Here is a 19,990-nt window from a genome sequence, read left to right as displayed (position 1 = left end):
TTATAGATCCCACGGTCCGAAGACGATCAACGCGGGGATTTGGTTTCCTGGGCTGGCTGCCGCGCGTGGTCCCCCGTGGCCGTGCGGTCGGGCGGTGCCGCTCGGTCCCGGAGCGCGCGGAAGTGGTCGCCCGGCCACCAGAACCAGCGGCCCAGGTCCAGGGCCAGGGCCGGGACCAGGACCGTACGGACGAGGAAGGTGTCCAGCAGGACGCCGATGCCGACCAGGACGCCCAGCTGGGCCAGGGTCACCAGCGGCAGCCCCGCGAAGACGGCGAAGGTGGCGGCGAGGACCATACCGGCGGAGGTGATCACGCCCCCGGTGCTGGTCAGGCCCTCCAGGACGCCCCGGGTGTGGCCGAGGCGGGCGGTCTCCTCGCGGACGCGGTGCATGAGGAAGATGTTGTAGTCGATGCCGAGGGCGACCAGGAACACGAAGCCCATCAGCGGCAGCGACCAGTCCACCCCGGCGAAGCCCAGCACGTGCTCGAAGAGCAGGTTCGCCCCGCCGAGGGCCGCGGCGTACGACAGCACCACCGTGGCCAGCAGCAACAGCGGCCCGACCAGGGCCCGCAGCAGCAGGATCAGGACCCCGAGCACCACCAGGAGCACGATCGGGACGACCGTGCGCAGATCCCGGTCGGCGGCCCGCTGGGTGTCGAGGGCCTCGGCGCTGCTGCCGCCCACCAGGGCGTCGGCGCCGTCGACCGCGTGGACGGCGTCGCGCAGACCGTCGATCGTGTCCTTGGCGGCGTCGCTGTCCGGGGCGTCCGTCAACACCACCGACAGGGCGGCCAGTCGCCCGTCGGCGGTGCGGTCGGGGTCCGGCTCGACGCGTGCCACGCCGTCGACCTCCAGGGCGGCGCGCCGGACCTCGGCGGCCCCGTCGGCGCGGGTGACGACCGTCGCGGGGTCGGAGGCGCCCGACGGGTAGTGTGCCGAGATCCTCTCCTGTGCGACGACCGACTCGGGCTTGTCGTCGAACAGCTCGGCGTGGGTCAGACCCATGGACATCCCGGCCGTGCTCAGCGCCAGCACACCCGTGACGGCCACCGACATCAGCCACGACCAGCGCGGACGCCGGGCCACGGCGGCTCCGACGCGGGACCAGACCGTGCGCGGCGCCCGGCCGGGGGTGCCGTGGCGCGGCACGAAGGGCCAGAACACACCGCGGCCGAAGACGACGAGCAGCGCGGGCAGCACCGTGACCATGGCGAGGAAGGCGCACACCACCCCCACCGCGCCGACCAGCCCCAGTGACCGCGAGGAGTTGATGTCGGCGAAGGCCAGGCAGCACAGGCCTACGGCGATGGTGGCGGCCGAGGCCAGGATCGCCGGGCCGGAGCGGTGGAGCGCGACGCGCATCGCCTCGTGCCGGTCGGCGTGCCGGTGCAGTTCCTCGCGGTAGCGGGCGATCAGCAGCAGGGCGTAGTCCGTGCCGACGCCGAACACCAGCACCATCAGGACGCCCGCGCTCTGCGGGTCGACCGGCAGACCGGCGTACCGCGCCAGCAGGTAGGTGCAGACCTGGGTGAGGACGGCGGCGAAGCCGACGGAGAGGAGGGGGAGCAGCCACAGGATCGGGCTGCGGTAGGTGATCAGCAGCAGGGCGGCCACGACCAGGCCGGTGGCGAGCAGCAGGGTCGTGTCGAGGCTGTCGAAGACCGCGACCTGGTCGGTGAGCGACCCGGCCGGTCCGCCGACGTCGACGGCCGCACCGGGCGGCGCGTTCGCCCCGGCGATCTCGCGCAGCTCGTCGACCTTGTCGGTGATCTCGTCCTCGGTGTCGAGCGGGACCACCGTCATCAGGGCCTTGCCGTCCTCGGACGGGATCGGCCCCGCGATCTGCTCCCCGGCGGCGACGAACCGCCGCAGAGCGCTCCGGTCGGCCGCCGCGGTCGCCTCGGCGCCGTCGCCCGTGTAGACGACCACGGCGGGCAGCACCTCGTCCGTCCGGAACTTCTCCAGCTCGGTGTTGACCCGCGCGGACTCGGAGCCGCGGGGGAGGAAGGCGTTGGCGCCGGTGTCCTCGACCTCGCCGAGCTTCCCGGCCAGGGGGCCGAGGGCGACGGCCAGGATCAGCCAGGCCGCCAGGACCAGCCTGCCCGTGAGGGGGTGCCCCCAGCCGCGTCGCCCGCCGGGTGGCCGGGCGACGCGCTTCAGCAGCGCGGACATGAGTACTCTCCTTGCGTGGGAAAGGGCGCCACCGCCGACCGGGGACGGTCGGCCGAGGGCGCACGGGCTCCGCACCACGGCGTGAGAGGTGTGACGACCTGCCGTGGTGTACGGAATGGGTGGGTCCGGAGTGCGTTCTTTCTCGGTACGGCCGGGAGTTGGCGCTCCCGGCCGTACGCTTCGGTGCTGCCCCGGGCTACTCGATCTCGCGCATCATCTTCTCCATCGAGCCGACCGCGAGCCGGGTCTGCGTCAGCTCGTCCAGGAGCTGCCGCTGCTCGTCGACCGTGCGGCGCTGCAACTCCACGGTGTCCTCGAGGAGTTGCGCGTACTTCGCGGCGAGGTCCTGGTACTGCCGCTCGCGGGCGGCCAGCATCCGGGCCCGCCAGGTGGCGGCCCCCTGCCAGACGATCACGATCAGCAGGCTGAACAGCCCGGCCGCTCCGACGGCGCCGACGAGGACGCCGAGCGCCTCGGCATCGGCGGCGACGGTCACCACTTCCTGATTCACTTCGCTTCCTCTTTCTCGGGCTGGGGGAGTGTCGCGGCCGCCCTTGCGACGACGCCGGGCGTCAACTCATAGAAGAAAGGGGCGACTTCGAAGTACTTCATCGTCTTGCCGTCCTCCGCGACCTCGAGTGTGCCGACGATCAGTCCGGCCGCCTCCAGCCGCTGCAGATGCATGTGCAGCAGCGGGCGGCTCATGCCGATCTCACGTGCCAGCGCGCTGACGTAGTTCCGGCGCTCCAGCAGTGCGGCGACGATCCGCATGCGGTGCGGGTTGCCGAGCGCGGAGAGCACCTTGAGCAGCTCGTCGCCCGTCTGTGCCGGAGGCGGGACGTCGGGCATCGCGGCCCCTTTCCCTCGTACCTGTAAGAAAACCCTGACAGGCCCCGGGGGACCTGTCAAAGATTCCTGACACATCTCAGGGGTGGATGGGGGTCGTCTCAGGGTCGCGTCGGGGTCCGGATGCCGTGCCGGGGCGGGGTCCGGATGTCCGTCGGGGGCCGGATGGGGAATCCCGGCCCCCTCTGGAACGGATCCGCTGGAGTTCTGGGATGGATCCGCTGAAGTGGGACTCGGCGACCGCGCGTTGGGGCGTCTGCGGTCCCCGATCGGGCTGGATCACGGCGCCCGCACCCCCGAGGGAACCGCGCTGTCGACCGCGGCCGGGTTCGTCGCCGACCGCCGCCCGGGCTCGGGCCTGCCGCTGACGATCACCCGCACCCCGATCCACCCCGGCGCGACGCCCAACCTCGCCCCGGAAGGTCCGACTCCGGCCCACTGACCTGCGCTGTGACACTTTCGCGCGGTTTCCCTAGGATGCCCCTATGCCCTCCACCACGCGACGCCCCTCCAGTTCGGTCGACCGACGGGCCGCCCTGGAGAAACGCATGCTGTCGGTGATCGAGGAGTGCCTGCGGCGCGGGGCGACCTACACCGAGCTGAGCGTGGAGCAGATCGCGAAGGCCGCGGGCATCTCACGGTCGACGTTCTATCTCTACTTCCGGGACAAGGTCGACGTCCTCCTGCGGCTGAGCGGCTCGCTCAAGCAGCAGAACTACGAGATCGCCGCGTCCTGGCGGCCCACCGGTCCCGGCGGTGACCTCGACGGACTGGCCCGTACCTACGAGCTGATCCTGCGCCACTACCGCGAGCACGCGGCGCTGCTGGCGGCGATCAACGAGGTCGCCGCCTACGACCCCCTGGTGCACGAGGCGTGGGTCGCCGACCAGGACCGTTTCATCGACAACATGGTGATCGTGCTGGAGGAGGAACAGCGGGCCGGGCGGACCCCGAAGACCATCGACGCCCCGCTCGCGGCCAGGCTCATCGTCCAGGGCGGCAGCCAGGTGATCGCCCAGCAGGTGGCGGACAGCGGCGGCGGTGATGACGCCGCCGTCGCCATGGAACTGGCCCGCACCTACTGGTACGGCGTCTTCCGCCGCCCCGAGGACTGACTACCCGGCGTCGTGCGGCGCGGGCGGCTGCTTCCCGGCCTCCCGCGCCGCACGCTCCAGCCGGTCCCGATAGCCCTGCCACCAGGCCGCGTTGCCCGGCGGCATGCTGTCGTTGCCCTCGTTCATGCCCACGGCGCCGTCCATGAGTTCCCGGAGGATGTCGGCGTGCCCGGCGTGCCGGTGCGTGTCGGCGATCACGCGTACGACGGCATGATGCAGCGTCACCTCGTCCCGGCCGTCGGGCCACCAGGGCACCCGGCCCACCGTGTCCAGCGCCAGCGCGTCGACGGTCGCGTCCGCGTGCGCCCACGCCCGGCGGTAGAGACCCACGATGTCCGCACGTGACTCCTCGGCGGTCGCCCACATGTCCGCGTTGGCCTCGGCGTCCTGTGCCACCCAGGGCAGCGGCTCGCCGGAGGGGCGGCCGAAGGTGTCCCCGAGGTAGCCCAGTTCCACGGTGGCCGCATGCTTGACCAGGCCCAGCAGATTGGTGCCGGTGGGCGTCAGCGGGCGGCGGCTGTCGTACTCCGAGAGGCCCTCGAGCTTCCACAGCAGGGCGTCACGGGCGGACTGGAGGTAGAAGCGGAGGTCGGCCTTGGGATCCGGTGCGGTCATGGCGGCAGTCTGCCGCTCGCGCGATCCCTGGTCACCGTGTTTTCCGCGCCGCCCGCGCGGCGGCTCACAGGCCGGGGCACATCGCGCCCGTCCCCTCGACGCGGCGGCCCCCCGGGCCCGTCACGGTCACCGGTGCCGGTTTCGCCGTCGGGTCGGCGGTGCGCTGTGCCGCGACGGCGGTGCAGATGATCTGTGCGGCCGCGAGGCCGGTCAGCCTGCCGACCGTCGGCGACAGTTCGACGGAGATCCGGCCGCCGCCCTCCGTCACTTCCACCAGCTCCATCGACTCGGCCGCCTGCGGCGCTTCGGTGGGGACGACCGTGGCGGCCGGGTCCGCCGGGGTCGGCGGCCTGACCGCCGAGCCCGCGAGGAGCGGCAGGTCCGAGGTGATCCGCTTGCCGTACTCCGGCTCGGTCGGCCCGAGGAACAGCACGTCCAGCGCCGCCTTCACCTCGACCGGCGTGCCGGTACGGCGCGGCACGGCGACCAGCGTGCCGCCCGCCACGAAGTACACCCGTACCGTCGGGACGACCCCACCGGCCGGACCGCCCGCCTCCACCACGCCGGTCGTGGGGATGCCGCAGGAGACGGTGAGCGCGCACAGGGCCGCCACGGCGGACAGCGCCGCGGCTCGGCGCCTGGCGCCCGCCACGGTGGACAGGGCCGCGGCTCGGCGCCTGGCGGCGCTCACGACCGGGACTCCCCACGCGCCGCGCCGCCGTCCAGCGGGAGCCGTACGGTGAAGACGGCGCCGCCCTCCGGCCGGTTCGCCGCGTGCACGGTGCCGCCGTGCACCCGTACGTTCTCCGAGGCGATGGCGAGACCGAGACCGCTGCCCTCGGTGCGGGTACGGGCGGCGTCCGACTTGTAGAACCGCTCGAACACGTGCGGCAGCACCCGGTCGGGGATACCGGCCCCGCTGTCCAGCACCTCGATGACCGCCCGCCGTGCCCCACCGGGCTCCGTGTCCTCGTACAGCCGGAGCCGGACGGGCCGTGCGCCGTGCCGCAGGGCGTTGCCCACCAGGTTGGCGACGACGACGTCCAGGCGGCGCGGGTCGACACGGCCGCGCAGCGCGTCGGGGGGCGGCAGTTCGCGGTCGACGAGGCCGGTCCAGGCGCGGGCGGCGAGGGTGCGGCGCAGGGACTCGGCGAGGTCGATCTCATCCAGGTGGAGGACGGCCGCGCCCGCGTCGAAGCGGGAGATCTCCATCAGGTCGTCCACGAGCCGGGTCAGTTTCACGGTCTCCTCACTGATCAGCCGGACCGCGGTGGCGGTGTCCGGGTCCAGCCCGGCGGCGTCCTCGTCGAGGACGTCGGTGACCGCCGACATGGCGGCCAGCGGGGTGCGCAGCTCGTGCGAGACGTCCGCGGCGAACCGGCGTGCCCGGGCCTCCATGCCGCGCAGCTCGGCCACGGACTTCTCCAGCGCGGCGGCCGTCTCGTTGAAGGTGTGGGACAGATCGGCGAGTTCGTCCGAGCCGTCGACGGCGAGCCGGGTGTCGAGGCGCCCCTCGGCGATGCTGCGGGTGGCGCGCCGCAGCGCCCGCACCGGCCGCAGGACCCCGCGCGCGGCGAGCAGCGCCAGCACCACGGCGAGGGCGAGCGCGGGCATGGCGGCCCGTTCCACGGCGGTGACCAGGGCGTCGACATAGGCCTGTTCCGTGGTCTGCGGCACCGTCAGGAACACCCGCACCCCGGAGGGGGAGCGCTGCTGCCCCTCGGGCGCGGCGAAGGTGACCGACATGCCGACGACGAGCGAGGTGTGGTCGCCGCTGCTGACCCGCTGGAAGACGGTGGCCAGGCTGGAGTCCACGGCCTCGCGCACCTCGGGTGTCAGCTCCGTGAAGGGATCGCCGGGGTCGGAGGTGGCGCTCAGCTCGCCGTAGGCGGCCAGCACGCGCCAGGTGCCGGACGGGTCGGCACGGGCGACGCTCGTGGCGAGGCTCCGCAGTTCGGCCTCGTGGGGAGGGAACGCGAGGTCCGGGGCGAGCCGGTCGACCTGGGTGCGCAGCAGGCTGATCACGGTGTCCTGGCTCTGCTGGAGCACGCCGGTACGCGCCTCCCGGAAGGTCAGGGCACCCGTGGTCGTGGCGGTGACGGCGGCGACGAGCGCGAAGGCCACGACCAGCCGCATGCGCAGTCCGCGCAACTGGGGGAGTCTGAGCAGGGCTGTGCCCACGGGGGACTTCTTCACCGCGCCGCGAACCGGTACCCGAAGCCGCGCACGGTCTGGATGTAGCGGGGATCGCGTGGCGGCTCGCCCATCTTGGCGCGCAGCCGCTTGACGCAGGCGTCCACCAGGCGGGCGTCCCCGTGGTAGCTGTGCTCCCAGACCGCCTCCAGGAGCTGCTGGCGGCTGAACACCTGGCCGGGGGAGCCGGACAGGGTGAGCAGCAGCCGCAGCTCGGAGGGGGCGAGCGCGATCGGCTCGCCGCGCAGGGCGACGGTGAGCCCGGCCCGGTCGACGGACAGCTCGCCGTAGGTGTCTATCTTCGGTATGCCCGCCCCGGCGGGTCCGCCCGTACCGCCGCCCGCCCGGCGCAGCACGGCCCGGATACGGGCCTCCAGGACCCGGGCCTGCACGGGCTTGACCACGTAGTCGTCGGCCCCCGACTCCAGTCCCACGACGATGTCCTCGTCGTCGCCCCGCGCGGTCGCCATGACGATCGGCAGGGTCTGGTCGAGGGCGCGGATGCCACGGCACACGTCGAGGCCGGGCATCCCGGGCAGCATCAGATCCAGCACCACGACATCCGGCCGGAAGCTCCGCACCCGCTCGAGACCGGCCTCCCCGGTCTCGACGGCGGTGACCTCGTGGCCCTGGCGGCGCAGGGCGAGGGCCACCCCCTCCCGTACGGCGCGGTCGTCCTCGATCAGCAAAACGCGTGGCATGGGCCCAGTATCGCCAGGTCATCCGGACCGCCCGGGATTTTGTTACCGGATGATCACATGAAACCTCCGCAGGGGCGGTCGTTATCTCTTCGTTATCGTCCGGGCCAGGTCCGATCACATCCCGGTCACAGCCTGACGATCATGAGCACGCACAAAGCGCCGCCCACCCGTGGCCGACGGAGGCGCGGCCCCGCCCATGCCCCCGCCCGCGGGCGCAGACTGCCGCTGTGGGGAGGCATGGCCGCCCTGGTCGTCCTGAGCGCCGCCAGCCTGGCGGCCGTGAACTGGACCTCCGCCGACCCGGACACCCCCGTCACCGACGCCCGCCCCGCGCCCACCGAGCCCGCCCCCGAGAAAGCCCGCCCCGACCCCTCCGCGAGCGAGGCGGACCCGTCGCCCTCGACCTCCCCGTCCGAGCCGGACATCCCGCTCACCGGCCCGGGCACGTTCACCACCGCCCCGGGCAACGGCGCCGAGGTCGGATCGGGCACGCCCCTGCGCTACCGGGTGGAGGTCGAGGACGGCCTCGACGTGTCCGCCGCCGACGCCGCCGAGCAGGTGGAACGCATCCTCGCCGACGAGCGCGGCTGGACGGCCGACGGCCGCTCGGCGTTCCAGCGGGTGTCGGGCGGCACCGCCGACTTCGTCGTCCGCATCGCGACCCCGGGCACCGTGGACGACATCTGCGGACAGTACGGACTGGACACCGGCGGCGAGGTCAACTGCAACGTCGGCGACAACGTGATGGTGAACCTCAAGCGCTGGCTGCTCGCCACCCCCGTCTACGCCGACGACGTGCCGTCCTACCGCGCCTTGATCATCAACCACGAGGTCGGCCACTTCCTCGGCCACGGCCATGTCACCTGCCCCGGCGAGGGGCGCCCCGCCCCGGCGATGATGCAGCAGATCAAGGGAATGCACGGCTGTGTGCCCAACGTCTGGCCCTACGACGAACAGGGGCGGTACGTGACGGGCCCCGCCGTGCCCTGACGCGCCTCAGTCCCCGCCGCGCCCGTCCAGCAGGCCGACGACCTGGGACCGTACGGCCTCCCACGCGGCGGTCGGCGCGTCGCGGAGGGTGCTCTCGCGCAGCGCGCGGAGGGCCTCTTCGGCGCCAAAGTCCACGGTGGCGCTGCCGCTGAGCACGTCGTAGCCGTCGCGTACGGCGACCCGCAGCCGGTCGCCCGTGCCGTCCCCGGCGTGCAGCGCCGAGGCCACGACGAGCGGCGGCGGTCCGCCCGGCTCGCCGGGCAGCTTGCGGTAGGCCGAGGCGACCGGCTCGCGCCAGCGCAGGCTGAGCAGCACCGGACGCTTGGCCACCACCTCGGCCAGATCCGTCTCCCGGACGCCGTCGGGCTCCAGCACGGTCGCCCGGGCGTCCAGGACGAGCGCCGCGGGCAGCAGACAGCGCAGCGTGCTGCCGACGAGATTGCCGCCGACCGTCGCCGCCCGGCGTACGGCGCCGGTCCCCACGCCGGACGCGGCCAGCCGGAGCACGTCCGGCACCCGGTCGTCGATCCGGTGCAACAGCACGGCGCTGCCGAGGGTCCCGCGCCCCAGCACGCCCGCCTCCGGCAACTCCCGCAGCGACATGGCCAGTTGCGGGAAGCCGTCCCGCTGCCACGTGGCCCACACGAGAGTCGCCCCGCCTATCGGTACGGCCCCCTCGGCCAGACACTCCTGAGCTTCGGACACGGACGTGGGCAGACGCAACAGCACAGCGGCCGACCTGCCTTTCTGGGGAGTGGGGCGAGAGGCGGGCGGGTGCCTCGGTCACCTGCCCACCGACAGGGCAGTTTTGTCGTACAAGTGGGGGCGCGTGCAGGGCTCACACAAGCACGCCCTGCACGCACCCCGCCACCTCCCCGGCCCGGAGTCGATCAGGCGGAGGGCACCTCGTCCACGAAGGACGTGCCGGAGCTTCGGTACCCGGCCACCTTCGCGGCCACCTGGGCCGGGGTGAGGACCTGGTCCTTGACGTGCAGGACGTAGTCCACGCCCTGGTCGTAGGCGCGTGCGGTCGTCGACGTCTGGCCGTTGAGGTCGATCAGCCACTGGTTGAAGTTGATCGACATCGGGCGCTCCGGCAGGTACGCGGCGTCATGGGTGCCGAAGTGCTGCCCGTCGACGTAGTAGGTGATGGCGTTGTCGTCGATGGTCAGGACGAGGTCGTGCCAGCCGCTGAAGCTGCGCCTGCTCTCGGTGTGCTGGTTGACGGCCTGCCAGGGGTCGGGGTTGTAGGTCTCCCAGGACGTCGCGTAGAGGATGTTGGACGGCTCGCCCCAGCCTCCGTTGGGCAGGTACTCGAAGTCGTACTCGGCGTAGTCGTCGGCCATCGGCGCCTTGAGGTCGTTGATGGTGAAGAAGGTCTGGACGATGTGGTCGCCGTCGGGGCCGTACTTGGGGGCGTCGGAGAACCGGACGCGGGCGGCGTAGGTGCCGTTCCTGAACTTCATGTCCTTGGTGAGGACTTCGGTGTGCCGGGTGGAGGCGCCGGTGCCCGCCGTCGAGGTCTCCATGTTCATCACCGCGTTGCCGCCCTCGGTGGCGAAGGTGACCTTGGACGGGTCCCAGGTGGCGCCGGGGACGCCCGGTCCGCCGGAGTTGGCGCGGATGTTCCACCCGTGCGCCGAGACGGCCGGGTCGGTGTGCGAGGTGTAGTCGAAGTCGTCGAACAGGGTCTGGCCGCCGCCCGGCGGGTCCGTGGGATCGGTCGGGTCCGTCGGGTCGTTGCCCGCGGGCGCGGTGCCCCACACGGTGGTCCCGGCGAGCTGGGCGGTGACCTTGTTCCAGTTCGCGTACGACGTCTGGGTGGCGCTGAAGGAGTAGTCGTCGCTCTGCCGCAGCGTCTGCCAGGTGGACTGGTAGAAGCGCAGCTGCAGGTCCCCGGTGTCGGCGCCCGGCGCCAGCGATCCGGCGGCCGAGGTGAAGCCGATCTCCAGATAGCGGTCGGCGGTGGCGGTGGGGTTGCTCAGCGTGCCGAACGTGCCGGTGATGGCGGAGCAGCCGCGGACCGCCCATGAGCAGGCGAAACGGTAGCTGGCGCCCGGGGCGTCGGCCTTGAAGTAGTAGCGGATCCGCACCTGGCTCAACTGCACCGGAGCCGTACCGGTGTTGCGCACCTTGAACCAGGGCTCGCTCTGGTCGGCGGTGGCGCCGGTCGCGCTGGTGCGGTACTGCACGGTCAGGCCGCCGTCGGCGGCGGCAGCGGTGCCGGTGGGGAGCGCGGCCAGCGCCGCGCTGCCGACCAGGGCGGTGAGCGCCAGGGCCGAGCGGGTACGGAGACCGATCGGACGCGTTCTCATGTGGGGGTCCTTCCTGTCAGAGGAGGTACAGGGGAGGTACAGAGGCGGTGCAGGGGAGGTGCAGGGGAGGTGCTCCCGCTCGCGGCGGGAGAGCCGGGGGGTCTCCTACGGGTTCACACGGCCGTACGGGCTGGCAGCTGGGGCGGGACGGTGTGCGGGACGCCCAGCGCGTCCAGGCGCGCCCGGTGTCCGGCCAGCCGGGCGCGGAAGTCCCGCCAGTCGGCGGTGGGGTGCCAGACCCGCTCGGCGAGGGCGCACAGCCGGGGGAAGGCGAGGTACTCGATGTGCGCGGGCGTGGCGACGAACTCCGTCCACAACTGGCCCTGCGCGCCGAGGATCCGCGCCCCGGCCCGCGGGTCGGCGTCGGGCGGCGCGAGGTCGAGGCCGTACACCGTGCGCAGGTCGACGATCTGGCCGGGCTGGGCGGGCGGCTCGGACGGTCCGGGCCCGCGCGCGTAGTCGAGGTAGGTGGTGCGGTGGTCGGCGTAGACGACGTCGTGTCCGCGGCGGGCGGCGGCCCAGGCGTGGGCCGGTTCGCGCCAGCTCATCACCGTGCACTCCACCGGCAGGGTGGTGTCGTTCTCGGCCCAGGCGACCGGCCGTCTGCCCGCCCCTACGACGTGCTCCGCGATGCGCGTCAGGAACCAGCTGTGCAACTGGTGCGGTCCGGGCAGCCCTTCGCGGAAGGCGCGGGCGATCGCGGCCGGGCTGCGCTCCCACTCGGTGGTGGGGCACTCGTCACCGCCGAGGTGGATGTGCGGCGACGGGAACACGTCCATCACCTCGTCCAGGACCGTGCGGAAGAACTCCAGGACGTGGTCGCCGACGCCGAGCACGTTCTCGCACACACCCCAGCGGGTCCACACGGTCAGCGGGCGGCCCGGGTCGTTGCCGAGTTCGGGGTGGGCGGCCAGGGCGGCGCGCACGTGTCCCGGCATGGAGATCTCCGGCAGTACGGTGACACCGCGCTCGGCCGCGTAGGCGACGAGGTCGGCCAGTTCGGCGCGGGTGTAGGAGCCGCCGTGCGGGCGGCCGTCGAAGCGGTCGCTGCCCGCCGGGCCACGCGTCGACTCGGCCCGGTGCCCGCCGACCTCGGTCAGCCGCGGGTAGGCGGTGACCGGCATCCGCCAGCCCTGGTCGTCGGTGAGGTGGAGCTGGAGCACGTTGAGTTTGTGCAGGGCCAGCAGGTCGACGTAGCGGCGCAGGTAGGACGCGGGCTGGAAGTGCCGGGCGACGTCGAGCATCGCGCCGCGCCAGGGGTACCGGGGCAGGTCCGTGATGTCCACGCCCGGCAGCTCCCAGTGGGTGGCGCGCCGGGGTGCGCCGGACAGCGTCCGGTGGGGGAGGAGCTGACGGATCGTCTGGACGCCGTGCAGCAGACCGGCCGGGTCGGCCGCGCGCAGCAGGACGCCGTCCGCGTCGACGGTCAGGCCGTATCCCTCGTCGCCGAGGCGCGGGCGGAGGGTGGCGTCGAGGGCGAGGACGAGCGTGCCGTCGGCGGCGTGCTCCAGCGGCAGTCCGGTGGCCGGTGTGAGGTACGCGCGCAGCAGCGCGGCGGCCGGTTCGGCGCCGGGGGTGATCCGCAGCCGGGTGGTGGCGTCGAGCCGGAAGCGGCCGGGGCGGCGGCTCAGCTCGCGGGGGCGGGGGACGAGGGCGAGGTCGGGTTCGGGCCGGGGCAGGTCCACAGATGGTCTCCGGGGGTATCCGTGCGGTCGGCGGACGTGGTTCAGCCTTTGACCCCTCCGGACGCGAGGCCCGCGGTCACATGGCGCTGGAGCAGCAGGAAGACGATCAGCGCGGGCAGCGCGAAGAGGGTGGAGGCGGCCATGGTGGCGCCCCAGTCGGTGCCGAACGTGGACTGGAAGGAGGACAGCCAGACCGGCAGCGTGCGGCTGTCCTGCTGCTTGATGATCAGGAAGTTGGCGTAGGTGAACTCGTTCCAGGCGGTGATGAACCCGAACAGCGACGTCGCCATCAGGCCCGGCGCCAGCAGCGGGAAGGCCACCTTGCGGAAGGCGCCGAGGCGGGTGCAGCCGTCGACCTGCGCCGCCTCCTCCAACTCGGGCGGGATCCCGGCGATGAAGCCGCGCAGGACCACCACGGTGAACGGCAGCGTGATCATGAAGTAGATCAGGGTCAGCGTGGGCAGCCGGTCCAGCATGCCGGTGTCCCGCGAGATGATGTAGATCGGGATGATCAGCGACTCCCAGGGCGCCATCTGCGCGATGAACACGGCGAGCATGAACTGCCGTCGGCCGCGCCAGCGCAGCCGCGCCACCGCGTAGGCGGCGCCGAGCGCGACGACGAGCGAGAGCAGGACGGCGCTGAGCGTGACCAGGATGCTGTTGCGCCAGAACAGGGCGAACCCGTCGGCGTCCACCGCCCGCCGGAAGTGGTCGAGCGTCCACTCCTCGGGGAGGAGCCGGGGGTCGTCGGACTGGATGTCGCGCGACGGCTTGAACGCGGTCGCGACCATCCAGAACACCGGGAAGAGACACACGGCCACGGTCAGCGCGGCGGCCGTGTTCAGCGGCAGACGGCGTACGACGCGGCGCGACGACGGGCGTGCTATGCCGCTCAGGGGCGTGCGCCCTCGCACGGTGCTGCTCACGGACGTTCGCCCTCCTGTCGGAACAACTGGCGGAAGTAGACGACGAGTACGCCGCTCATCAGCAGCACCGTCAGCATCGACGCGGCGGACCCCAGGTCGTAGCGCTGCTCGGCGAGCGCGGTCTGCACGGCGTACACCGGCAGGATGGTGGTGGCGTCGCTCGGGCCGCCCCGGGTCATGACCCAGATCTGCACGAACGCCTTGAACGTCCAGATGACCTCCAGCGACAGCACCAGCATGAAGATCGGCTGGATCAGCGGAAAGGTCACCGAGCTGAAGATCCGGGCCGACCCGGCGCCGTCGATCCGCGCCGACTCGTACAGCTCGCCGGGGACCGTGGTGAGCGCCGAGTACAGGGTGATCGCGGCGAACGGCACCGACTGCCAGACGATGAGCACCACCACGATGGCGAACGCGGCGCCGCCGTGCGCGAACCACGGGTACTCCTCGAACGAGGTGAACCCGAGCCCGGTGAGCACCTCGTTGACGATGCCGAACCGCGAGTGGAACAGCCACTGGAAGACGGTCGTCGCGGCCACCACGGGCACCGCCCACACCAGCACCAGCGAGCTGAGGACCACGGTCCGGCCGATCCTGCCCAGCCGTTCGATCATCAGGGCGACCAGGGTGGACAGCACCATGATGGCGACCACGTTGACCGCCATGAACACGAACGTGCGCCGCACCACCTCCCAGAACCGAGGGTCCGACAGCAGCGTCCGGTAGTTGCGCGTCCCGACGAACCGGGCGTCGCCCAGGATCAGCTGACGCAGCCGGAAGTCCTGGAAGGAGATCACCACCGCCCGCGCCAGCGGGTACAGGAGCAGGTACAGCATCCCGAGCACCGCGGGCGCGATGAGCACGTACGGCCAGGGGGAACCCCGGCGCGGGCGGGGCGGCCCGGAGGGGTGGGGCGACTTGGCGGTGCGCGGTGTGCGCGGTGCTCTCGTGGTGACCGACGCCATGGTCAGGAACCGCTGTTGAGGGTGTCGGTGATGGTCCGGGAGGCCTTGGCCGCCTCGGACTTCGCGTCGCGTCCGGTGAGTACGGCCGTCATGTACTCCTTGATCGGGTTCTTGGCCTCGACGGCCGCCCACTGGGGCGTGTTGGGCGTGGCGTGACCGTTCGCGGCGCCGACCGCCATCGCCGCGGCACCGGGGTCGGCGGCGACGGCACCGGCGAGCGTGGTCTTGTTGGGGACGTAGCTCATGGCCGTCGCGAGCTTCTTCTGCCAGGCGTCACCGGTGAGTTCCGTGAGGAAGGTGAACGCCTCCTCCTGGTGCGCGGCCACGGCCGGTACGACGAGATCGGAGCCGCCGGTGAACACGGCGCCCGGGGTCGTCGCGGTCTTGCCGGGGATGGGGAAGAAGCCCAGCTTGCCCTCGAGTTCCGGGTTGTTCTGTACGACGACACTGGCGCCGCCCGGGGTGGAGATGATCTGCGCGACCTCACCCTTGGCCATCACCTCGGCCTGCGGCGGCGCTGCCTCGTCGGAGTCCTTGGGACCCTCGCCGAGCGCCTGGAGGCGCTGGTAGAAGGCCATCGCCCGCAGGGCCTCGGGGCTGTCGAGCCCGCCGCGCCACTTACCGCCGGTCTCGGTGGCGAGGTCGCCGCCCTCGTCCCAGAGGAACCCGGCGAGGGCATACCAGTTCTGGCCCGGGAGGTAGATGCCCTGGGTGCCGTCCCGGTCGAGCTTGCGGGTGGCGGCGACCCACTGCTCCCGGGTCCTGATCGCGCTCGCGTCCACCCCGGCCTTCTCGAAGAGGTCGGTGCGGTAGATGACGACCCGGTTGGCGGCGTAGTAGGGGATGCCGTACTGCTTGCCGTCGTAGGCGCCGGGCTCGGCGAGGCCCTTGAGCCAGTCGTCGCCGCCGAGTTCGGCGACCTTGCCGGTGAAGTCGGTCAGGCCGCCGCTCTGCGCGTACTGGGCGACCTGGGTGTTGCCGACCTCGATGACGTCCGGGGCGTCATTGCTGGCCAGGGCCGCGGTGACCTTCTCGCCGATGCCCTCCCACTCCTGGATCTGGATCTTGACGTCGATGTCCGGGTGGGCCTTCTCGAAGCCCGCCTCGAACTCCTTCTGGAAGTCGGCCGAGACGCTGTCGCGCATCAGCCACACATCGAGCGCGGTCCTGCCGTCCGCGGTGCCGCCCGGCTCGTCGCCGGAGGAGCACGCGGTGAGCCCCGAGGCCATGAGCACGGCGGCGAGCAGGGCGAGGGAGTGGGCCTTCACGGGTCACCTCTGGGATACCTGGGGACGGACGACGCACACCACCCCTGGGTTTGACCAGTTGGCCACCAAGGGGCTTACCAGTTGGTGTCGGATGAAGGTGGCATAGACCAATCGCGGCGTCAACCCTTGCCGGGGGACAACGAGTTGACGGAAGCCGGAGGGATGTTCAGGGGAGACGGGGACAAATGAACCGCTAGACTCTGCTGACCAGCAGACCAGTTGCGGTCAAGGGCATACCAGTGCGTACGAGCGCACACCCGTGTCCGCCGCCCCGACGACGAACGAGAGCCCGCATGGAGATCGACGCCGCCACCTCGGGTGCGGTACTCAAACGTGAGCGGGTCCGGGACGCGATCCTCCAGCTCATCGAGGAGCGACGTCCGGGCGACGCCATCCCCTCCGAGCGCGCCCTGTGCGCCGAACTCGGCGTCTCGCGGCCCACCCTGCGCGCCGCGGTGGACGAACTGGTCGCCGCCGGGCTGCTGGTCCGCGAACACGGCCGGGGCATGTTCGTGGCGGCCGAGAAGATCACCCAGGAACTGGCCCCGGACCGCCATGCCTTCAGCCTCCCCCAGGCGGGCGGCATCTGGACCAGCAGACTGCTGGAGTTCCGCACCCTGCCCGCCGGTGCCCGGGTCGGCCGCAAGCTCCGTATCTCACCGGCGGCGGAGATCCGGTACGCGGCCCGGCTCCGCCTGGTCGACGGCTCGCCCATCGCCATCGAGCACCTGCACGTTCCGGCGGCCCTGCTGCCCGACCTGACCAGTGCGGAGTTCGAGCAGGGCGACCTGTACGAGCATCTGCACGACCGGCACGGGGTCGAGGTCAGCGAGGCCGTCCAGTCGATCGAACCCACCGTCGTCACCCGGGCCGAGGCCGAACTGCTCGACGTACCGGAGCTGTCGCCCGCGCTGCTTTTCGAGCGCCTGACCTCCGACACCCACGACCGTCCGGTGGAGTACGTCCACTCCCTCTACCGGGGCGACCGCTACCGCATCGTGTCCCGACTGGCCGTGGGCCCGCGCACCCACCCGCCCGCCCCGCACGAGGGGCACCATCCCGGCATTCCCCCGGGGGACCTGGCGCACGGGGATCAGGTGACGTTCTCGGCGCGTGGGGTGGTGCAGGGAGGCCTGTGATGTGAGGCCGCGCACTTACCGGCGGTCACGGCAACCGGTCCCGTGTTAACGTCCGCCCGTGATCATCCCGGACCTGGACAACACCGGACCAGTGGCGCCGTATGCCCCCACATCGCTCGGCGAGCTGGACCTGTTCGGCGACGGCTTCGTCCGCGATCCGTACCCCTGGCTGGACACGCTCCGCACCCAGGCACCCGTCCACCACGACCCCGGCACCGGACTGTGGCTGGTCAGCCGCCACCGGGACGTACGCCAGGTGCTGCTGGACCCGGCCGCCTTCCGCCCCGACAACGCGCAGGACGCCGTCACCCCGCTACCGGTGCCGGTCCTGAGGGTGCTGGCCCGGGCGGGCGTCCGTATCCCGCCCGCGCTCGCCAACAACGGCACCGACAGCCACGCCGGGCTGCGCCGACTGGTCAACCGCTTCTTCCACGCCCGGCGCGTCGCCGCCGCCGTACCGGTGATCGAGCGCGTCGCCGACGACCTGCTCGCCACGGCACGCACCCGGACCGCCACCGGCGACCCCTGCGACCTCTTCACCTCCTACGCCCAGCTCCTGCCCTGCCGCGTCCTGCTGGAACTGCTCGGCATCGAGGGCGTCGACGAGACCAGGCTGATCCGCTGGAGCGACGCCTCGCTGGAACTGTTCTGGGGCAGGCCCGCACCCGGCCGTCAGCTGGAACTGGCCGAGCTGGTCGGGGAGTTCCACCGGTGGCTGACCGCGACCGTGCGCGGCGGAGGGGCCGCACCGGACTCCTTCATCGGAGCCCTCGCGCGGCACCGGCTGCCCGACGGAGGGCCGCTGCCCGTCGAGACCGCGGTCAGCGCGTGCTTCTTCGTCTTCATCGCCGGTCAGTCCACCACCGGCCAGCTCATCGCCACCGTACTGCGCGGGGCGCTCGCCGACCCCGGGCTGTGGCCGCGCGCGGCCCACCCGGACACGGCAAAGGCCTGGGTGGAGGAGGTGCTGCGACGCGAACCGCCGGTGACCACGTGGCGCAGGACCACGGCGCGGGCGGTACGACTCGGCGGCGTGGAGTTGCCCGCGGGCGCGCGGTTGCTCCTGATGCTCATGGGCAGCGGATCGGACCCGGAGGTCTTCCCGGACCCGGAGCGGATGTGCCCGCACCGGCCGAACATCCGCCAGCACCTGGCCTTCGGCGTCGGCAGACACCGCTGCCCCGGAGCGGCCCTGGCCCGCACGGAGGCGACGGTGGCCCTGCGCATGGCGGCCCGCGCCCTGCCGGACGTACGCCTCACGGCGGACGCGCCGCGGACGCCGATGCTCGGCCTGCTGTCCTTCCGGGCACCGCTGAGGGTGACGGTGCGGCGGGCGGCCTAGCCAGCCGCGGTGGTGCGGAAGCGTGCGCGGTAGACGGTCGGGGAGACCCCGAGGGCCTACTGGAACGCGCGACGCATGTCCTCGGACGGCCAGAGACCGGCCTTTGGAGCACGTCGGCCTTGACGTGCCCAGCCCTCTCCGCCTCGCGCCCAACCCGCTTCGTCCGCAGGGCCGTATGTCCCACAGATACGGACGGCCCGCGTGGTGACCGCTCAGTTTCACAGCGTGCCCCGGTCTACCTCTCCGACAGCACACACCGAACGCGTCCCCGAGCAGGAGACCCAGCCATGACCGTGACCACCGCCCAGACCCGGATCGTCCCCCAGTCCCCGTCCCGTCTCGCCCGCACCCTGACCACCGGCAACATCTGGCTGGTCGGCGTCCTGTCCGCCGTCGCCGGAGCCCTCGTCACCGAGGCGTTCGCCCTCGTCGCCCGGGCGTCCGGGGTCCCGATGGAGGCAGCCGGTTCCGGGGCCACGGAGGCGGCCGAGATCCCCGTGGGCGGCTTCGCCGGTGGGGTGCTGTTCTGGTCGGTCGTCGGGATCGTCCTCGCCCCGGCCCTCGCCCGCTGGGCCGGGCGTCCGGCCCGCACCTTCGTGGCGATCACCGTGCCCCTCACGGCGCTGTCCATGATCGCCCCGGCCCTCGCCCCGCACACGGCCACCTCCACCCAGATCATCCTGGCCCTGTCCCACGTCGTGGCCGCCGCGGTGATCATCCCCCCGCTGGCGCGACGACTGTCCGCCCAGCACCGGTGACCCCGCCCCGGAAGCGAAGCGCCCCACCGTCGGCCCACGCCGACGACGGGGCGCTTCCTGTGGGTCAGCGGGCAGCCGCACGCACCATGAACACATCCACCGGGTCCTGGGACTCGACGACGAAACCATGGCGCTCGTAGAGACGACGGGCGGCACTGCCCTGCAAGACGTTGAGGGCCACGGCCACCCCTTCCGCGTCCGCCCGCTCCAGCACCGTGCGCAGCACGGCGGTCCCGAGGCCTCGCCCCTGATGACGCGGGTCGAGGTAGAAGTGCTCCAGCCACTGCCTGCCTTCGGCGGGCCGGACCGTGACGCAGCCCGCGAGTTCACCGTCGACCATGACGACCGAGGTGTGCCGCGTCGAGAACGAATCCCGCAGCCGCTGCCGCACCCGATGCTCGTCGTAGCGTCCCAGGCGCTCCAGGTCCGCCCGCATGACCACGGCCCGCAACTCCGCGATGACCTCGACGTCCGCAGCCACCGCGCCCCGCGACACCCAGCCCCACACCCCAGTGTTCATGGCCGGAGTATTTCAGCGAGGGAGACCTGTGATGTGCGTCACGTGTCTGCCGCTCGCGGGCGTCACGTGTCAGGCCCTCCGGCGGCGCAATCGTGGGTGTGCGGCGGGCCGTAACCCCCCGTTCACCTTCGATTCGGAGCAAGCGGCGCGCTTCCCGTGCCGCCGGGGCCGGATTCCGCCGCCGTGTCAGCGCACCCGGTCATCGGCTTTCCGGCGATCACGACAAAAGGCGCCCGGCGTCCCCGGAAAGCGGTTACGGAATTGAGTTCCCTGAATCATCCCGCGATGTCCCGGCGTGCTTCTTTGATTTGAACGACCCGCGCCGCCGAGCCCGCTGTACAGGCTCACGCGACCACAACTCCAGTCAAACCAAAGGCCGTTGATTTAACCACAGCGGCGGGCAACACTGGATTCCGGACCCGCACAGGGAGGGAGGTG

Annotated in this window: 19 protein-coding genes and 1 pseudogene; 6 read left to right on the top strand and 14 right to left on the bottom strand. The window is 72.2% G+C overall.

The genetic code is table 11. From position 1 onward, the window contains the following. Positions 1-26 precede the first annotated feature (26 nt). The 3 genes from ACFVQG_RS27975 to ACFVQG_RS27965 form a co-directional block, all read right to left on the bottom strand. Positions 27-2,174, bottom strand: a complete 2,148-nt coding sequence (locus tag ACFVQG_RS27975) for an MMPL family transporter (protein ID WP_383388564.1) — start codon at positions 2,172-2,174, stop codon at positions 27-29. A 196-nt stretch (positions 2,175-2,370) separates the two neighbouring features. Continuing rightward, positions 2,371-2,685, bottom strand: coding sequence for a hypothetical protein (locus ACFVQG_RS27970; protein WP_383388562.1), 315 nt, complete (start codon positions 2,683-2,685; stop codon positions 2,371-2,373). After that, on the bottom strand, positions 2,682-3,023 hold the full coding sequence (locus ACFVQG_RS27965) for an ArsR/SmtB family transcription factor (RefSeq protein WP_383388560.1): 342 nt from the start codon (positions 3,021-3,023) through the stop codon (positions 2,682-2,684). Before ACFVQG_RS27965 ends, ACFVQG_RS27970 begins: the two co-directional genes overlap by 4 nt. Positions 3,024-3,237: 214 nt before the next feature. On the opposite strand from ACFVQG_RS27965, the pseudogene ACFVQG_RS27960 reads away from it, so the two are divergent. Together ACFVQG_RS27960 and ACFVQG_RS27955 are read left to right on the top strand one after the other, a co-directional pair. Further along, a pseudogene (locus ACFVQG_RS27960) lies at positions 3,238-3,462 on the top strand (XdhC/CoxI family protein); the annotation flags it as partial. 43 nt (positions 3,463-3,505) lie between these two features. Then, positions 3,506-4,135, top strand: a complete 630-nt coding sequence (locus ACFVQG_RS27955) for a TetR/AcrR family transcriptional regulator (RefSeq protein WP_383388558.1) — start codon at positions 3,506-3,508, stop codon at positions 4,133-4,135. Here ACFVQG_RS27955 and ACFVQG_RS27950 read toward each other — a convergent pair whose 3' ends face one another. From ACFVQG_RS27950 to ACFVQG_RS27935, 4 genes are all read right to left on the bottom strand, one after another. After that, entirely contained in the window at positions 4,136-4,750 is a 615-nt protein-coding gene (locus tag ACFVQG_RS27950; RefSeq protein ID WP_383388556.1) for a DinB family protein, read from the bottom strand. A 64-nt stretch (positions 4,751-4,814) separates the two neighbouring features. Further along, entirely contained in the window at positions 4,815-5,441 is a 627-nt protein-coding gene (locus ACFVQG_RS27945; RefSeq protein ID WP_383388554.1) for a hypothetical protein, read from the bottom strand. Continuing rightward, on the bottom strand, positions 5,438-6,886 hold the full coding sequence (locus ACFVQG_RS27940) for a sensor histidine kinase (RefSeq protein WP_383388843.1): 1,449 nt from the start codon (positions 6,884-6,886) through the stop codon (positions 5,438-5,440). The genes ACFVQG_RS27945 and ACFVQG_RS27940 overlap by 4 nt, the downstream gene beginning before the upstream one ends. A gap of 56 nt (positions 6,887-6,942) precedes the next feature. Beyond that, on the bottom strand, positions 6,943-7,644 hold the full coding sequence (locus ACFVQG_RS27935; protein WP_383388552.1) for a response regulator: 702 nt from the start codon (positions 7,642-7,644) through the stop codon (positions 6,943-6,945). A gap of 141 nt (positions 7,645-7,785) precedes the next feature. Between ACFVQG_RS27935 and ACFVQG_RS27930 the strand changes: the two genes are divergently transcribed. Next, on the top strand, positions 7,786-8,634 hold the full coding sequence (locus ACFVQG_RS27930) for a DUF3152 domain-containing protein (RefSeq protein WP_383388550.1): 849 nt from the start codon (positions 7,786-7,788) through the stop codon (positions 8,632-8,634). A gap of 6 nt (positions 8,635-8,640) precedes the next feature. On the opposite strand, the gene ACFVQG_RS27925 is transcribed toward ACFVQG_RS27930, so the two are convergent. From ACFVQG_RS27925 to ACFVQG_RS27900, 6 genes are all read right to left on the bottom strand, one after another. Further along, entirely contained in the window at positions 8,641-9,363 is a 723-nt protein-coding gene (locus tag ACFVQG_RS27925) for an FAD binding domain-containing protein (RefSeq protein ID WP_383388548.1), read from the bottom strand. 161 nt (positions 9,364-9,524) lie between these two features. After that, positions 9,525-10,949: a cellulose binding domain-containing protein gene (locus ACFVQG_RS27920; protein ID WP_383388546.1), complete on the bottom strand. Its 1,425-nt coding sequence runs from the start codon at positions 10,947-10,949 to the stop codon at positions 9,525-9,527. Positions 10,950-11,062: 113 nt separating this feature from the next. Next, positions 11,063-12,634 carry a beta-N-acetylhexosaminidase gene (locus ACFVQG_RS27915; protein WP_383388544.1) on the bottom strand — a complete coding sequence of 524 codons (1,572 nt, stop codon included), beginning with the start codon at positions 12,632-12,634 and terminating at the stop codon, positions 11,063-11,065. Positions 12,635-12,675: 41 nt separating this feature from the next. Then, positions 12,676-13,548 carry a carbohydrate ABC transporter permease gene (locus tag ACFVQG_RS27910; protein ID WP_383388841.1) on the bottom strand — a complete coding sequence of 291 codons (873 nt, stop codon included), beginning with the start codon at positions 13,546-13,548 and terminating at the stop codon, positions 12,676-12,678. Positions 13,549-13,556: 8 nt separating this feature from the next. Then, on the bottom strand, positions 13,557-14,525 hold the full coding sequence (locus ACFVQG_RS27905; RefSeq protein WP_383388542.1) for a carbohydrate ABC transporter permease: 969 nt from the start codon (positions 14,523-14,525) through the stop codon (positions 13,557-13,559). 2 nt (positions 14,526-14,527) lie between these two features. Further along, positions 14,528-15,754, bottom strand: a complete 1,227-nt coding sequence (locus tag ACFVQG_RS27900; RefSeq protein ID WP_383388839.1) for an extracellular solute-binding protein — start codon at positions 15,752-15,754, stop codon at positions 14,528-14,530. A gap of 332 nt (positions 15,755-16,086) precedes the next feature. Between ACFVQG_RS27900 and ACFVQG_RS27895 the strand changes: the two genes are divergently transcribed. From ACFVQG_RS27895 to ACFVQG_RS27885, 3 genes are all read left to right on the top strand, one after another. Next, complete coding sequence (locus ACFVQG_RS27895) at positions 16,087-16,932, top strand: GntR family transcriptional regulator (protein ID WP_383388541.1); 846 nt, start codon at positions 16,087-16,089, stop codon at positions 16,930-16,932. 58 nt (positions 16,933-16,990) lie between these two features. Beyond that, positions 16,991-18,274 (top strand): cytochrome P450, encoded by a 1,284-nt coding sequence (locus tag ACFVQG_RS27890; protein ID WP_383388539.1) that lies wholly within the window; start codon positions 16,991-16,993, stop codon positions 18,272-18,274. A gap of 287 nt (positions 18,275-18,561) precedes the next feature. Then, complete coding sequence (locus ACFVQG_RS27885) at positions 18,562-19,032, top strand: DUF6069 family protein (RefSeq protein WP_383388537.1); 471 nt, start codon at positions 18,562-18,564, stop codon at positions 19,030-19,032. A gap of 64 nt (positions 19,033-19,096) precedes the next feature. Here ACFVQG_RS27885 and ACFVQG_RS27880 read toward each other — a convergent pair whose 3' ends face one another. Continuing rightward, a complete protein-coding gene (locus ACFVQG_RS27880; RefSeq protein ID WP_383388535.1) occupies positions 19,097-19,552 on the bottom strand; it encodes a GNAT family N-acetyltransferase in 456 nt (151 codons plus the stop codon). Positions 19,553-19,990 lie beyond the last annotated feature (438 nt).

Source organism: Streptomyces sp. NPDC057877 (genome assembly GCF_042796855.1).
Lineage (GTDB): Bacteria > Actinomycetota > Actinomycetes > Streptomycetales > Streptomycetaceae > Streptomyces.
The sequence above is the reverse complement of the archived record's forward strand: the minus strand, read 5'-3'. Positions and strand labels throughout refer to the sequence as shown.